11 protein-coding genes and 1 pseudogene are annotated in these 14,786 nt (G+C 70.1%); 8 read left to right on the forward strand and 4 right to left on the reverse strand.

The window, feature by feature from the left end; translation table 11 throughout:
* Positions 1–5 precede the first annotated feature (5 nt).
* From IE294_RS36690 to IE294_RS36700, 3 genes are all read right to left on the reverse strand, one after another.
* Positions 6–962: a carbohydrate ABC transporter permease gene (locus IE294_RS36690; protein ID WP_189893427.1), complete on the reverse strand. Its 957-nt coding sequence runs from the start codon at positions 960–962 to the stop codon at positions 6–8.
* Positions 962–2,248, reverse strand: coding sequence for an ABC transporter substrate-binding protein (locus IE294_RS36695; protein WP_189893429.1), 1,287 nt, complete (start codon positions 2,246–2,248; stop codon positions 962–964). The genes IE294_RS36690 and IE294_RS36695 overlap by 1 nt, the downstream gene beginning before the upstream one ends.
* A gap of 61 nt (positions 2,249–2,309) precedes the next feature.
* A complete protein-coding gene (locus IE294_RS36700; protein WP_189893431.1) occupies positions 2,310–3,332 on the reverse strand; it encodes a carbohydrate kinase family protein in 1,023 nt (340 codons plus the stop codon).
* Positions 3,333–3,459: 127 nt separating this feature from the next.
* Here IE294_RS36700 and IE294_RS36705 point away from each other — a divergent pair, with 127 nt between their 5' ends.
* The 8 genes from IE294_RS36705 (at position 3,460) to IE294_RS36740 (ending at position 13,742) form a co-directional block, all read left to right on the forward strand.
* Complete coding sequence (locus IE294_RS36705) at positions 3,460–4,230, forward strand: DeoR/GlpR family DNA-binding transcription regulator (protein ID WP_189893456.1); 771 nt, start codon at positions 3,460–3,462, stop codon at positions 4,228–4,230.
* The gene (locus tag IE294_RS36710) at positions 4,227–5,564 is read left to right on the forward strand and encodes a 6-phospho-beta-glucosidase (RefSeq protein WP_189893433.1); all 1,338 of its coding nucleotides are present in this window, start codon (positions 4,227–4,229) and stop codon (positions 5,562–5,564) included. The genes IE294_RS36705 and IE294_RS36710 overlap by 4 nt, the downstream gene beginning before the upstream one ends.
* 44 nt (positions 5,565–5,608) lie before the next feature.
* Entirely contained in the window at positions 5,609–8,653 is a 3,045-nt protein-coding gene (locus tag IE294_RS36715; RefSeq protein ID WP_189893435.1) for an alpha-mannosidase, read from the forward strand.
* 3 nt (positions 8,654–8,656) lie between these two features.
* Entirely contained in the window at positions 8,657–9,907 is a 1,251-nt protein-coding gene (locus IE294_RS36720; protein ID WP_189893437.1) for an alpha-L-fucosidase, read from the forward strand.
* Between the two features lie 353 nt (positions 9,908–10,260).
* Positions 10,261–10,929, forward strand: coding sequence for a hypothetical protein (locus IE294_RS36725; protein ID WP_189893439.1), 669 nt, complete (start codon positions 10,261–10,263; stop codon positions 10,927–10,929).
* A 111-nt stretch (positions 10,930–11,040) separates the two neighbouring features.
* Entirely contained in the window at positions 11,041–11,550 is a 510-nt protein-coding gene (locus tag IE294_RS48150; RefSeq protein WP_229917689.1) for a hypothetical protein, read from the forward strand.
* A gap of 245 nt (positions 11,551–11,795) precedes the next feature.
* Positions 11,796–12,695 carry an aminoglycoside phosphotransferase family protein gene (locus IE294_RS36735; RefSeq protein ID WP_189893441.1) on the forward strand — a complete coding sequence of 300 codons (900 nt, stop codon included), beginning with the start codon at positions 11,796–11,798 and terminating at the stop codon, positions 12,693–12,695.
* Positions 12,696–13,052: 357 nt separating this feature from the next.
* On the forward strand, positions 13,053–13,742 hold the full coding sequence (locus IE294_RS36740; protein ID WP_229917691.1) for a restriction endonuclease: 690 nt from the start codon (positions 13,053–13,055) through the stop codon (positions 13,740–13,742).
* Between the two features lie 300 nt (positions 13,743–14,042).
* On the opposite strand, the pseudogene IE294_RS36745 reads toward IE294_RS36740, so the two are convergent.
* A pseudogene (locus IE294_RS36745) lies at positions 14,043–14,726 on the reverse strand (transposase); the annotation flags it as partial.
* Positions 14,727–14,786: the final 60 nt, after the last annotated feature.

Raw genomic sequence — 14,786 nt, forward strand, 5'->3', positions numbered from 1 at the left:
CCTTCCTAGTCTTCGCCCCGGCGCTGCACCAGGCGCCAGTTGATGATCGAGAAGAGGATGACGACGAGGAAGACGCCCCACGCCACGGCGGCTCCGTAACCGAAGTCGTTGTTGTCGAAGGTCTGCTGGAAGAAGTAGAGGACCATCGTGCGGCCCGCGTGGCCGGGACCGCCGGAGAACGTGGACTCGTTGGCGGTGTTCTGGAGCAGCACCTGAGGTTCGGAGAAGCTCTGGAGGCCGGTGACCGTGGACACGACGAGTACGAACAGCAGCACCGGCCGCAGCATCGGCAGCGTGATCCGGAAGAAGGTCTGCACGGGACCGGCGCCGTCCATGCGGGCCGCCTCGTACAGCTCGCTCGGGATGGTCTGGAGGCCGGCCAGGAAGATGATCGCGTTGTAGCCGGTCCACTGCCAGGTCATCAGCGTGGCGATGGCGATCTTGATGCCCCACGGCGTGTTCAGCCATGCCACCTGATCGAGGCCGATCGCCTGCAAGAGGGCGTTCACCAGGCCGAAGTTGGTGGAGAAGACCGAGCCGAAGACGATCGCGACGGCCACCACCGAGGTGACGTTCGGCAGCAAGTAGGCGAAGCGGTAGACGTTCTTGAAGCGGACCGCCGAGTTGAGCATCACGGCCGTCACCATCGCCAGGAAGATCATGGGGAAGGTGGCCAGCGCCCAGATGACGATGGTGGTCCCGACCGACTGCCAGAAGTCGCTGTCGCTCAGCAGGTACTGGTACTGCGACAGGCCCGCCCACTCCATCGAGCCGAGGCCGTCCCAGCGGTGAAGGGAGACGTAGAGCGAGAAGCCGACCGGGATCAGGCCGAAGCAGAGGAAGAGGAGGTAGAAGGGGGAGATCGCGGCGTAGAGGTGCCAGTACCTGCGCAGACCCGTGCGGGGGCGGCCGGCCGGGAGGCTTTCCACGGTCGGCGCGGGCTTGTCGAGTGCGGTGGCCATCAGTAGCTCACCCCCAGGTGCTTGGCGATCCGGCGGCACTTGCCCATGGCGTCACTCCAGGCCTTCTCCGGGTCCTTGCCGAGGACGCCGACGTTCTTGATCTCGTCGAGGATGGGCTGCGAGAGCGCCACGTCGTACGGGCTGTTGTAGGCGACCACGATCTTCTGCGCGGCGGGGCCGAAGACGTCGGTGGTGACCTGACCGCCGAAGAAGGGGTCCGGCTCCCGCAGTTGCTTCATGTCGTACGTGGCGGGGGTGGAGGGGAACAGACCCGCATCGACGTACCCCTGGGCCTGGTTGGCGGCGTTCAGGATCCAGGTGATGATCCGGAACGCCTGCTCGGGCTCCCGGCACGCCTTGGTGATCGACAGGAACGATCCGCCGTTGTTGGAGGGCCGGACCGGCATCTGCGCCACGCGCCACTTGCCCTTGGTCCCCGGCACCCCGCTCTTGAGGTCGTACGTCGCCCACGAGGCGCCGAGCTGGCTGGGCAGCTTGCCGTCCTGCACGGCCGACAGCTGGTCCGGTGTGCCGGTGACCAGGTCGGACACGATCCTCCGCTGCTTGGCCTCCACGGCCAGCGCCCAGGCGTCGCGCACATGCGCCTGGTCGCCGATGAAGTGCCGGTCCTTGTCGACGTACCGCTTGCTGCCCTGCTGCACGGCGTTGGTGAAGACGGACGTGATGTCGGTGAGCAGGCAGGTCCCCGGGATCCGCTTCCTCAGCTGCTCGCCGGCCGCGAAGAACTTCTCCCAGGTGTTCAGCTGCCGGGAGACGTCGTCGGGTTCGTAGGGCAGCCCCGCCTTCTGGAAGACGGTGTACTGGTAGAAGTGCGCGACCGGCCCGCAGTCGATCGGGAACCCGACCATCGTGCCGTCGTCGGCGAGACCCTGCTCCCACTTCCACGGCAGGTACTGGCTCTTGTACGTGTCGGCGCCCAAGGTCCTGAGGTCGACGAACTGGTCGGCGTCGGGCAGGTAGGACGCCATGTCCTCGCCCTTGAGGCCCGCGATGTCGGGAATGTGGGCGCGGCCGGTCATGGTGGTGAGCAGTTTCGACCGGTAGTAGCCGCCGATCTTGATGGCCTGCACGTCGACGTTCGCTTCGTAGCGGGCCTTCGCCTTCTGGACGACCGTGTCGCCGAGACCGCCGTCCCAGTACCACAGGACCATGTTCCGGCCGGTGGAACCGGTCGGGACGGCACAGCCGGACGCCAGGCCGCCGAGCGCCGTGGCGGCCGTGCCGGCCAGGCCCGCGCGCAGCAGGCCTCTACGTGAGAGCCGCACAGCTCCCACCGCCTTTCGGATCTTTTCGTGACTTCGCATGAGCGTGGGTGTGGGGGTGGAGTCAGCGCTGCGGTGCGGGGGGAGTGACGGGCGCGTACCGCACCGGTGGTCCGGGGTCGGCCGGCAGCCGGTCCGCGAGGAAGCCGTAGGCGCGCCTCAGGTCGGGGTCGGTGAGCGCGTGGCGCCACCAGCGGTCGACGCCGTACCAGCCCGGTGCGGCGAGTGCGCCGCCGTGGTGCTGGACGGACAGTCCGGCGGCGAGGACGGCGAACCGCAGCCGCTCCGCCAGCGGCCAGCCGCCCAGCGAGGCGGCGACGAAGCTCGCCCCGAAGACGTCCCCGGCGCCCGTCGCGTCGAGGACGTCCACGTCGAGGGCCGGGGCCTCCGCGTACTCGCCGGTCGTCTGGTCGACGGCCACCGCGCCGTGACCGCCGCGCGTCACCACCGCCACCGGGACCAGTTCCGCCAGGGCGCGCAGCGCGGCGGCCGGGGAGTCGGTGCGGGTGTACGCCATGGCCTCCTGCTCGTTGGGGAGGAAGGCGTGGCACAGCGCGAGCTGGTCGAGGAGGGCGCGGGACCACTGCTGGGTGGGGTCCCAGCCGACGTCCGCGTAGACGCGGGTGCCGTTCGCGGCGGCCTTGGCGATCCACTCGCGGGGCTCGGCCTCAAGGTGCACCAGGGCGGTGCGCGCCTCGGGCGGGTCGCCCATCAGCGCGTCCTGGGAGTACGGCGGCTCCTGGCCGTGGGTGACGAGGGCGCGGTCGCCGCCGTGTGCGAGGGAGACGGTGACCGGGGTGGGCCAGCCGTCCGCGGTGCGGGAGAGCGAGAGGTCGACGCCCTCCTGGTCGCGCAGGACGTCCCGGCAGTGCGCGCCGTAGAAGTCGTCGCCGAAGACCGTGGCCAGCGAGGTGCGCAGACCGAACCGGGACGCGGCCACCGCGAGGTTCGCGATCCCGCCGGGGCCGCAGCCCATGCCGGCCGTCCAGATCTCCTCGCCCGGTGTCGGCGGCTTCGCGAGCCCCGTGAGGACGAGGTCGTAGAAGAGCAGCCCGGTCAGCAGCACATCGGGCCTGTCGTCGTCCACACGCCACCCTCTCGTCAGAACGCGTCAATTTCGATGACGGGAATCGTGCGCCGCTCGCCGAGATTGGTCAATAGTCGAGCAGAAGTGAGCATGGATTTGATTGAAGATGAAGAGTACTGTTCACGGCGTGCTGGCAGAACGACGACATCAACTCATCCTGCGGGCCCTGCGCTCGGGTGGTCCCGCCGCCGTCACCGATCTCTCCGAGCAGCTGGGTGTGAGCCCCGCCACGATCCGGCGCGACCTGGTCAAGCTGGAGGAGGACGGGCTGCTCACGCGGGTGCACGGCGGCGCGGTCGTGGAGGAGGGCGACCAGCCCTTCGCCGACGTCGCCGAGGTGCACGTGGCCGAGAAGGACGCCATAGCGGAGCGTGCCGCGGCCATGGTCGCCGACGGCCAGACGGTGCTGCTCGACATCGGCACCACCGCCTACCGGCTGGCCCGCCACTTGCACGGCCGCCGCCTCACGGTCATCACCAGCAACCTGGTGGTCTACGAGGAGCTCGCCGACGACGAGGGCATCGAACTGGTGCTGCTCGGCGGCATGGTCCGGCGCGAGTACCGGTCCCTGGTCGGCTTCCTCACCGAGGACAACCTGCGCCAGCTGCACGCCGACTGGCTGTTCCTGGGCACCAGCGGGGTCCGTCCGGGCGGACAGGTGATGGACACGACGGTCGTGGAGGTGCCGGTCAAGCGGGCCATGATCAACGTGAGTGACAAGGTCGTGCTGCTCGCCGACGCGGCCAAGTTCCCGGGTACGGGCATGGCGAAGGTATGCGGTCCCGAGCACCTGGACATGGTGGTGACCAACGCTCCCGTCGACCCGGCGACCCGGTCCTCCCTGGAGGAGGCCGGTGTCGAGGTGGTCATGGCAGGAGCAGGAAAGGTACGGACGTGAAACTGACGATCCTGGGCGGCGGCGGGTTCCGGGTGCCGCTGGTGTACGGAGCACTGCTGACGGACCGCGGCGAAGGGCGGGTGACCGAGGTCGTCCTGCACGATCTCGACGACGGCCGACTGCGGGCGGTCGCCCGTGTGCTGGCCGAACAGGCGTCGACCGTGGACGACGCCCCGACCGTGACCGTCAGCACGTCCCTGGACGAGGCCCTGCGCGGTGCCGACTTCGTCTTCTCCGCGATCCGCGTCGGCGGCCTGGAGGGCCGCGCGAACGACGAGCGGGTCGCGCTGGACGAGGGCGTCCTCGGCCAGGAGACGGTCGGCGCGGGCGGTATCGCCTACGGTCTGCGGACGGTCCCCGTCGCCGTCGACATCGCCCAGCGGGTGGCCCGCCTCGCCCCCGACGCCTGGGTCATCAACTTCACCAACCCCGCCGGCCTGGTCACCGAGGCCATGTCCCGCCACCTCGGAGACCGAGTCATCGGCATCTGCGACTCCCCGGTCGGCCTCGGCCGCCGCATCGCCCGGGTCCTCGGTGCCGATCCGCGGGAGGCATGGATCGACTACGTCGGCCTCAACCACCTCGGCTGGGTACGCGGCCTGCGCATCGCGGGCCGGGACGAACTCCCGCGCCTGCTCGCCGACCCCGGCCTGCTCGGCTCCTTCGAGGAGGGCAAGCTCTTCGGCACCGACTGGCTGCGGTCCCTCGGCGCGATCCCCAACGAATACCTGCACTACTACTACTTCAACCGCGAGGCCGTCCGCGCCTACCAGCAGGCCGAGAGGACCCGGGGCGCCTTCCTGCGCGACCAGCAGGCGCAGTTCTACCAGCAGGTCAGGGACCCGGGCAGGAAGGCCCTGGACGTCTGGAACCGCACCCGTGCCGAGCGCGAGGCGACCTACATGGCCGAGAACCGCGAGACCGCGGGCGCCGGCGAACGCGACGCCGACGACCTCTCCGGCGGCTACGAGAAGGTCGCCCTCGCCCTGATGCGCGCCATCGCCCGCGACGAGCGCACCACCCTGATCCTCAACGTCCGCAACCGCAGCACCCTGTCGGTGCTCGACGGTGAGGCCGTCATCGAAGTGCCCTGCCTCGTCGACGCCAACGGCGCCCACCCGGTCGCCGTCGACCCGCTGCCCGACCACGCCACCGGGCTGGTCTGCGCGGTGAAGGCCGTCGAGCGCGAGGTGCTCGTGGCCGCCGAGTCCGGCTCCCGCGCGACGGCCGTGAAGGCGTTCGCGCTGCACCCACTGGTCGACTCGGTCAACGTCGCCCGCCGGCTGGTCGAAGGCTACACCGCGGTCCATCCCGGCTTGGCCTACCTCACCTAGCCAGCCGCTGAGCAAGCGCTTCCAGCCCTCTTCTGGAGACCTCCATGCACGACGAACGCCGCCGGATCGAGGAGCGCGTAGAGCGCCTCCACAACCAGCGCATCAAGCCCGCGATCCACGCGGCCACCGTCCCCTTCGAGGTGTCGGCCTGGCAGGCACCCGGGGAGCCGGTGCCCTTCGAGGAAGCCGCCGCCGCCCCGTACGAACCGTTCGCCATGAACACCCCGTGGGGCCCGCCCTGGGGCACCACCTGGTTCCGGCTGCACGGCCAGGTGCCCGCCGAGTTCGCGGGTCGCCGCGTCGAGGCCGTCATCGACCTCGGCTTCGTGGGCGACTGGCCCGGCAACCAGGCCGAGGCCCTGGTCCACCTCACCGACGGGACCCCGCTGAAGGCGGTCAACCCGCTCAACCAGTACGTGCCGATCGCCAACCCTGCGACCGGCGGCGAGGTCATCGACTACCTGCTCGAAGCCGCCTCCAACCCCGACATCCTCGCGAACGACTTCGCGGCCCCGACCCCGCTCGGCGACGTCCTGACGGCCGGCGACGAGCCGCTGTACACCTTCAAGCGCGCCGACATCGCCGTCCTCGACGAAGAGGTCTGGCACCTCGACCTGGACCTGCGGGTGCTCCGAGAGCTGATGCTGGAGCTGGGCGAGCACGACCCGCGCCGGCACGAGATCACGCACGCCCTCGACCACGCGATGGACCTGCTCGACCTGGACGACATCTCCGGCTCGGCGCCCGCCGTCCGCGAGGCCCTGAAGCCGGTGCTGTCGAAGCCGGCGCACGCGAGCGCCCACCGCATCTCCGGCGTGGGCCACGCGCACATCGACTCGGCCTGGCTGTGGCCGATCCGCGAGACCAAGCGCAAGACCTCCCGGACCTTCTCCAACGTGACCTCGCTGGCGGACGAGTACGAGGAGTTCGTCTTCGCCTGCTCGCAGGCCCAGCAGTACGAGTGGGTGCGCGACAACTACCCGCGCGTGTGGGCCCGCATCCAGGAGTCGGTCAAGAAGGGCCAGTGGGCGCCGGTCGGCGGCATGTGGGTGGAGGCCGACGGCAACCTGCCCGGCGGCGAGGCCGTCGCCCGCCAGTTCGTGCACGGCAAGCGGTTCTTCATCGAGCACTTCGGCGTGGAGACCAAGGGCGTCTGGCTGCCCGACTCCTTCGGCTACAACGCGGCCTACCCGCAGCTCGCCAAGCTGGCCGGCAACGAGTGGTTCCTCACCCAGAAGATCTCCTGGAACCAGACCAACAAGTTCCCCCACCACACCTTCTGGTGGGAGGGCATCGACGGCACCCGCATCTTCACCCACTTCCCGCCGGTCGACACCTACAACGCCTGCTTCAGCGGCGAGGAGATGTCCCGCGCGGTCCGCAACTACGCCGAGAAGGGCGCCGCGACCCGGTCGCTGGCCCCGTTCGGCTGGGGCGACGGCGGTGGCGGGCCCACCCGCGAGATCATGGAGCGGGCCCGGCGCCTGAGGAACCTGGAGGGCTCCCCGCGGGTCGAGATCGAGCACCCGGACGCCTTCTTCGCCAAAGCACGTGCCGAGTACGAGGACGCGCCGGTCTGGGTCGGCGAACTCTACCTGGAGCTGCACCGTGCCACCTACACCTCCCAGGCCCGCACCAAGCAGGGCAACCGGCGCAGTGAACACAAGCTGCGCGAGGCCGAGTTGTGGGCCACGACGGCCGCCCTGCACGCGCCCGGCTACCGGTACCCGCACGAGCAGCTCGACCGGCTCTGGAAGACCGTCCTGCTCCACCAGTTCCACGACATCCTGCCGGGCTCCTCGATCGCCTGGGTGCACCGCGAGGCCGAGGCCGAATACGCGCGTGTCGCCGAGGAACTGGAGGCGCTGACCGCCGAGGCGATCGCCGCGCTGGGCACCGGCACCGCCCGGGTCTTCAACACCAGCCCCTACGCCCGCGCCGAGGTCGTCCGCGACGGCGCGGGTGCGCCGGTGTACGTCGAGGTCCCGGCGAGCGGCAGCGCGCCCCTGACGGGCGGCGCCAAGGCTCCGCAGCCGGTGACGGTCGACGGCCGGGTCATGGACAACGGCCTGGTGCGCGTACGGATCGCGGACGACGGCACCCTGTCCTCCGTGTACGACCTGCGGGCGAACCGCGAGGTCCTCGCCGGCCAGGGCAACCTCCTGCGCCTGCACACCGACCTCCCGAACTACTGGGACGCCTGGGACGTCGACAAGCACTACAGGAATCGCTACACGGACCTGCTGGACCCCTCGGAGATCACGGTCGTCGAGCAGGACCCGCTCCTCGGCGCGATCCGTGTCAGCCGTTCGTTCGGCAACGGCTCGACGATCACCCAGACGATCACGCTCCGGGCCGGCAGCCCCCGGATCGACTTCGAGACGGACATCGACTGGCACGAGGCGGAGAAGTTCCTCAAGGCCGGCTTCCCGGTGGACATCCGCGCCCCGCACTCCTCCGCCGAGATCCAGTTCGGCCATGTCCAACGGCCCACCCACACCAACACCAGCTGGGAGGCGGCCCGCTTCGAGGTCTCCGGCCACCGCTGGCTGCACATCGCGGAGCCCGGCTACGGCGTCGCCGTCGTCAACGACTCGACGTACGGCCACGACGTCTCCCGCACGGTCCGCGAGGACGGCGGCACGACCACCACCGTCCGCCTCTCCCTGGTCCGCGCCCCGCGCGTCCCGGACCCCGGGGCCGACCAGGGCCGGCACCGCCTGACCTACTCCCTCCTGCCCGGCGCGAGCATCGCGGACGCGGTCGCCGAGGGCTACGCCCTCAACCTGCCGCTGCGGGTCGCCGAGGCGGCGGGCGAGCCGCAGCCCGTGGTCTCGGTGGACGGCGAGGGAGTGACCGTCGAAGCGGTCAAGCTCGCCGACGACTCCTCCGGCGATGTCGTGGTCCGCCTCTACGAGTCCCGCGGCGGGCGCGCCCAGGGCCTCCTGCGCACCGGCTTCCCCCTCGCCGCCGCCCAGGTCACCGACCTGCTCGAGCGACCCCTGGAGGACGCCGCCACCGACGGCGACACCGTGCCCGTCGAGCTGCGCCCCTTCCAGATCCTCACCCTCCGTCTGCGCAGGAGCTGACCGATGGCGATGCAACCCTGGTTCACCGACGCCAAGTTGGGGATCTTCGTGCACTGGGGCATCTACGCCGTCGACGGGGTCCAGGAGTCCTGGTCCTTCTACGACGACATCGTGCCGCACGACCAGTACATGTCCCAGCTGGAGCGCTTCACCGGCGCCCACTACGACCCCCGGGCGTGGGCGGACCTGTTCGCCCGCGCGGGCGCCAGGTACGCCGTCCTGACCAGCCGCCACCACGACGGCGTCGCCCTGTGGGACACGGCGTACGGCGACCTCGGCCTCGGCAGGGACTACCTCGGCCCCTACGCCGACGCCCTGCGCGACAGGGGCCTGAAGGTCGGCCTGTACTACTCGCACTCCGACTGGAACCACCCCGACTACGCGAGCACCCGCAAGCCGGGCCGCCCGCCGGAGCTGGAGGACAACCGCTACTCGGAAGTGGCCGCCGAGGACGAGGACCTGGACGCCTGGGAGCGTTTCATCGCCTACCGGGACGGCCAGATACGAGAGCTGGCCTCCCGCTACCGGCCGGACCTGATGTGGTTCGACGGCGAGTGGGAGCGCAGCGAGGAGCAGTGGCGCATCCCCGAACTGGCCGCGCTCGTCCGCTCGTACGTCCCCCACGTGGTCTTCAACGCGCGCATGCTCAGCGAGGGCGACTACGCCACCCCCGAACAGGGCGTCCCCGTCGTGCCCCCGGACGGCCCCTGGGAACTGTGCCTGACGATCAACGACTCGTGGGGATACCAGCACCACGACCACAACCACAAGTCCCTCGCCCAGCTGATCCGTTACTTCACCGAGACCATCGGCGGCGGCGGCAACCTGCTGCTCGACGTCGGTCCCATGGAGGACGGCACCATCCCGCAGCCGCAGGTCGACCGCCTGGAAGGGCTGGGAGAGTGGATCCGCACACACGCGGAGGCGGTGTACGGCACCGTGCGCGGCCTCCCGGCCGGGCACCACTACGGTCCCAGCACCCTCTCTCCCGACCGGCGCACCCTCTACCTCACCGTGTTCGACGCCCCGCGCGCCGAGATCGGCGTCCGGGGCCTGGCCACCAAGGTCAACAGGGTCACCGTCCTAGGCACCGGCACCGAACTCCGCCACCGGGTGATCGGCGGACTCCACGAGGCGGTCGGGGTGCTGTGGATCGACCCGCCGGCCGCGTCCGACCTCGACCCGCACGCCACCGTCCTCGCCGTCGAACTGGACGGCGAACTGAAGCTGTACCGGGGGGCCGGCCGGTCCTGACCCCGGCGACGCCTGCCCTCCGGACGACGACGTACGGGACCCTCGTGAGCGCGGGCGGCTCCGCGCGCAGCGGCGCGGCGAACAGCCCCGTCCTGTACCCGGCCTGCGTACAGTGGGGAGGCGAAGGGCTGCGCCGCCCGGGCGCCCGGCCCTCCGACTGCCGAAGAGAGCGAAGCTTCCCGCGCCGGAGGGCCTGAGCCAGGGCCGGTCAGTCTGATCGAGATCCGCGACAACCTGCTTCATCGGATCGCCGAAGCTCGGCACGAGGGCTGGATCGGCGAGGTCGAGGACTTGGAGATCAGCCTGGCCGGTGCCGAGGAGAAGCCGGCCCGGCCCGATCGGAGGGGAGAAGGATGCAGCCCGGACAGTACGAAGAGGTGGCCGACGCCGCAGAGCTTCCGGCACGGCTGCACAACGTTTTCTGGATCGGTGGCGGGAGCGGTGCAGGCAAGTCGACCATCGCCCGCCGACTCGCCGATCGCTACGGGTGGCGTCTCTACGCGACCGACGACGTGATGCCTGATCACGCCAGTCGGACCACCCCCGAACAGGCCCCCCACCTGCACGAGTTCATCGCCATGGACATGGACGAGCGATGGGTGAACCGGACTCCGCAGGTCATGCTTGAGACCTTCCACTGGTATCAAGGCGAGGGCTTCGGCCTGATCATCGAAGATCTCCTGCGCCTGCCGCAGGAGCCATGCGTCATCGTCGAGGGATTCCGGCTGCTGCCGCACCTCGTGAAACCTCTGCTTGCTGCTCCTGAGCACGCCGTCTGGCTGCTTCCCACACCCGGGTTCCGCCAGGCCGCCATCCGGAGCCGGTCGGTACCGGGGCAAGGGTTCGTATGGAAGACCAGCGATCCCGCGAAGGCCGGCCGCAACCTCGCGGAACGCGACCACATGTTCACCAGGCGCCTCGCGGAGGAAACCGAGCGTCTCCACCTGCACACCATCCACGTCGGTACGACGACGACGGAAGACGACCTCACGGAGCAGGTGACCACCGCGTTCGGACTGTGACGTCGGCGGCTGGCTGTGCGGGCGTGCGACTCTGCCCCGGGCACCAGAGGCAGAGCCCGCGTGCGCTGGCGCAATGCCCTGCCGCTCCAACGGCGTTGGTAATCTCGGCGCGTGCCGACCGGTGTGAACGTCGGTCGCCGGTTCCGGCCGCTCCTTCGAAGGGTTGACGTGATCAAACAGGTGCACCAGGCCGCGGTGGTCGTGGCGGCAGTCCTCGCCCTGAGCGGATGCGGCGGCGCGGAATCGGGGAAGGAGAAGCCGTCCGCGTCACCGGTGTCCACGCCGACCGGCGGCGCTGTGGACGGCACGCCCTCGGCTCAGGACACCGACGACAAGGTCGATGCCACCCTCACCGGATCCTGGGCGTCCTTCTCGGCCGGCCCCCCGGTCGTCCTGCGCATCGAAGGCTCCCGGGTGGAGTTGCTGGGCGAAAGCCACTGTCGGGGAACTCTGAGCAAGGAGGACGGGGGGCACGTGATCAGACTCAAGTGCGATGACGGGAACACCGACCGGACTCTGGGCAAGGTCTACAGGTCGAGGACATCCACCATGACGGTGGACTGGGAAGGCTACGGGGCCGACAGCTTGGAGCGAATCGGCAACGAATCATTGGCGGCCTGAAGCGGCCCCGGTGCGCGGAAGACCATGGCGACCACTTCGGTCGGGCTACTTCGTGTCCTCACTCTTCGCGGAGTTGGGCTGGGCGTTCTTCCTCTCGGTCGTGGTGGTTGGTGCCCTCCGAGGCGTCCCGGTAGCCGCGGCACTGCCGGCACGCGCGCCACAGGTCCTTGGCCACAGCGCTCCCGGCGACCGGGTCCGTGTCACAACGTGGTCGCCTCCGCGTGTGCCGAGTAATGTGACTCCGCATGATCGAATCCGAGATCGAGATCGGCGAGGATCTGGTACGCGACCTGCTGCGGGACCAGCATCCGGACTTGGCCGCGCTGCCCATCCGCGAGGTGGCGGGCGGCTGGGGCAACCAGATGTGGCGCCTGGGCGACGAGTTGGCGGTCCGGATGCAGCGGATGGACACCAACCCGGATCTCCAGCTCAAGGAGCGCCGGTGGCTGCCGGCCCTGGCCTCGCGCCTGCCGCTGCCGATCCCGGTCCCCGTGCGGGACGGTGCGCCGTCCGAGCGCTTCCCCAAGATCTGGACCGTCATGACATGGGTCGAGGGCACACCGCTGGACCACGGCTCGATCACCCGCACCGACCATGCGGCCGACAACCTGGCGGCCTTCCTCAAGGCACTGCATGTGGAGGCGCCCGCCGAAGCACCGGACGCCTCGGACCGCGGCGGCCACCCCAAGGAGTGCACGGAGGGCTTCGAGCGCTTCCTGCGGGCCGTGGACCTCGGCCACTTCGCCGAGGACGACATCCGGGCCGTGTGGGACGACGCGGTCGCGGCTCCCGGATGGGAGGGCCCGCGAGTGTGGGTTCACGGCGACCTGCATCCCGCGAACGTCGTCGTCGCGGAGGGGACACTGGCAGGTGTCGTCGACTTTGGCGATGTCTTCGCCGGCGACCCGGCCTGGGACCTCGCCGCCGCCTGGGTGCTGCTCCCCGAGGGCGGCGCCTCGCGGTTCTTCGACAGCTACGCACAGGCGGACGAGGCGGCGGTCCGACGGGCGCGTGGGCTGGCCGCGATGAAGAGCCTGTTCCTGATGCTGATGGGCCAGAACGGCGACCGCGGCCTGCCGGGCGGCAAGCCGAACTGGGGGCCCGCAGGCCGGTCGGCGCTTGAGCGTGTCCTGACGGGCCTTTGACGTCGGCGTTGATCGACCAACGCAGGATGCTCCCGGCCACCGGTGGGGCTTCGGGCACCTGCTCGGCGCGCGCCACCAACTCGGCGCCCCGGGGAAACACGGCGGTGCCCCGCAGACCTGTACGTGACCGTGCGCATCTTCGACTGGGAGCAGGCCGCGCGGTATTCGGCCAGGTCCGATGCCTTTGTGCCATTCGCGGGCGACCCGCCTCCAACATCACCGACGCCCGGCTACACAAGAAGGCCAGGGCGGCGTTTCGCCGTCCCGGTGCAGTGGTGGCCGGTCGGTGGGGGAGGTCTGGACGGTTGCTGAGGGCGGCGCCCACTGCGGGCCACGGGTGCGGGGAGCGGGGGAGTGATGACAGCACGTCGACGGCGCCGGCGCTTGAAGAAGCGGACGCGCAGGCAGTTGCAGGGCTGGGGTGCGGTGGGGGCGGTGGTCGCCGCGGTGTGGGTGGCCGGGCACTGGTCGGTGGTGTGGCCCGTCCTGGTGGCCATCCTCGCCGTGGCCGTGGTGGGCGGGGCCGGATGGGCGCTGCTGCGGGCGCACCGCCGTGCGGTCGGTCAGGACCGCGCGTGGCGGGAGCAGGAGGAGGCCAAGGCGCGGGAGTTGTCGATGGCCGAGGTCGACGCGTTGTCGTGGCAGGAGTTCGAGGCGTACGTAGCCGATCTGTGCCGGCGCGACGGCTGCACGAGAGTCGTCGTCAGCGGCAAGAGCGGCGATCTGGGCGCGGATGTCGTCGGCTACCTGGCCGACGGCCGCAAGCTGGTCGTCCAGTGCAAGAAGTACGCGCCGCACCGCAGCGTGTCCTCGCAGGACATGCAGAAGTTCGTCGGCACCGCCCGCCTCGAACACGGCGCCGACGTCGCCCTGTTCGTCACCACCTGCCGCACGTTCACGAAGGCCGCGCTGGGCCTGGCGCTGCGCCAGGACATCGTGGCCCTGCACCGCGACCTGCTGGGCTCCTGGGTCCGGGGTGCTCATCTGGAGACCCTGCTCCCGTTGAACGGAAGCGGCGACGGCACCAGACGGCGCCCCTCTGCCTGAATGCCACCCCGGAAACCATGGCCACCTGGCGGGAGACCGGCTGAGTACCGCAGTCCTGAGCAGCGCCTCAACGGCCGTCGGATCGCCGGCCCTCGCCGGTCCGACGGTCGCAGCGGGGCCCGCCCAAGGTCTGAGCAGCCGAGCCGGGCCACATACGACATCGAACGCCCCGTCGCCGAACCGGCTCCCCGCCGCGCCCTCGACCACGGCACCCAGGCTGAACCGTCCGCGTAGTCCTCGCGGACGTTGAACATGTCCGGTACCCGGTGGCATCGTGCAGGCATGCTTCCTAGTGCCGCATCAGGCAACGTTTGCCCTGTCGACCACTTCACGTAGCCGTTCGTCGGCGGCGTGCTTGTTCCGCCAGATGATGTAGCGGCGGATCATGCTGCCCTGCTCTTTGTGGCTGGCATGGTCCGTGCCGTCCATGGCGAAGTAGCGCAGGGCGGTGAACTGGGCCTCGATGCGGTTCAGCCAGGAGCTGTTGGTCGGTGTGTAGGCGAACTCGACGTTGTTGGCTGCGGCCCAGTCGCCGACCCGGGTGTCCTTCTTCGTGGTCAGGTGCGGGGAGTAGTTGTCGAGCACGATCGCGATGCGGATCTTGGGCGGGTAGAGGCTGCGCAGGTAGCGGCAGAACTGAAGGAACCTTGTGCGGTTCTTCTTCGGCTTGATGTGGCCGTAGAGCTTGTCCTTGGCCAGGTCGTAGGCGGCGTACAGGTGGCGGACACCGTGCGGCCGGGTGTAGGTCGCCCGCCTGCGGGGTCTCGGCTCACGGTCGGGGTTCTTGTGCTTCCCGCCGCGCTCGGCCCACTGCCGCCCGGGGTGGGGCATCAGATTGAGCGGCCCGAACTCGTCGAGGCAGAAGACGACGTCGGGCTCGCCGTCCTCGGGTATGACCTCGCCGTCGGCGATCGCGTAGAGGTGCTCGACGCGGGCCTTCTTGGCCGCGTAGTCCGGATCGCGGGGGGTCTTCCAGGTCTTTACTGACTTCGGCTGGTCAAGGTGACGTTGGATCGCTGAGGGTCAGACCGGTGCCTGCTATGA

The organism is Streptomyces canarius (assembly GCF_014650735.1).
In the GTDB taxonomy this organism is placed as follows: Bacteria; Actinomycetota; Actinomycetes; order Streptomycetales; family Streptomycetaceae; genus Streptomyces; species Streptomyces olivaceoviridis.

Excerpts from the sequence above, each read along its gene's own strand:
- IE294_RS36690 (WP_189893427.1), bottom strand. The coding sequence starts at position 962 with ATGGCCACCGCACTCGACAAGCCCGCGCCGACCGTGGAAAGCCTCCCG.
- IE294_RS36725 (WP_189893439.1), top strand. The coding sequence starts at position 10,261 with ATGCAGCCCGGACAGTACGAAGAGGTGGCCGACGCCGCAGAGCTTCCG.
- IE294_RS36735 (WP_189893441.1), top strand. The coding sequence starts at position 11,796 with ATGATCGAATCCGAGATCGAGATCGGCGAGGATCTGGTACGCGACCTG.
- IE294_RS36715 (WP_189893435.1), top strand. The coding sequence starts at position 5,609 with ATGCACGACGAACGCCGCCGGATCGAGGAGCGCGTAGAGCGCCTCCAC.
- IE294_RS36740 (WP_229917691.1), top strand. The coding sequence starts at position 13,053 with ATGACAGCACGTCGACGGCGCCGGCGCTTGAAGAAGCGGACGCGCAGG.
- IE294_RS36720 (WP_189893437.1), top strand. The coding sequence starts at position 8,657 with ATGGCGATGCAACCCTGGTTCACCGACGCCAAGTTGGGGATCTTCGTG.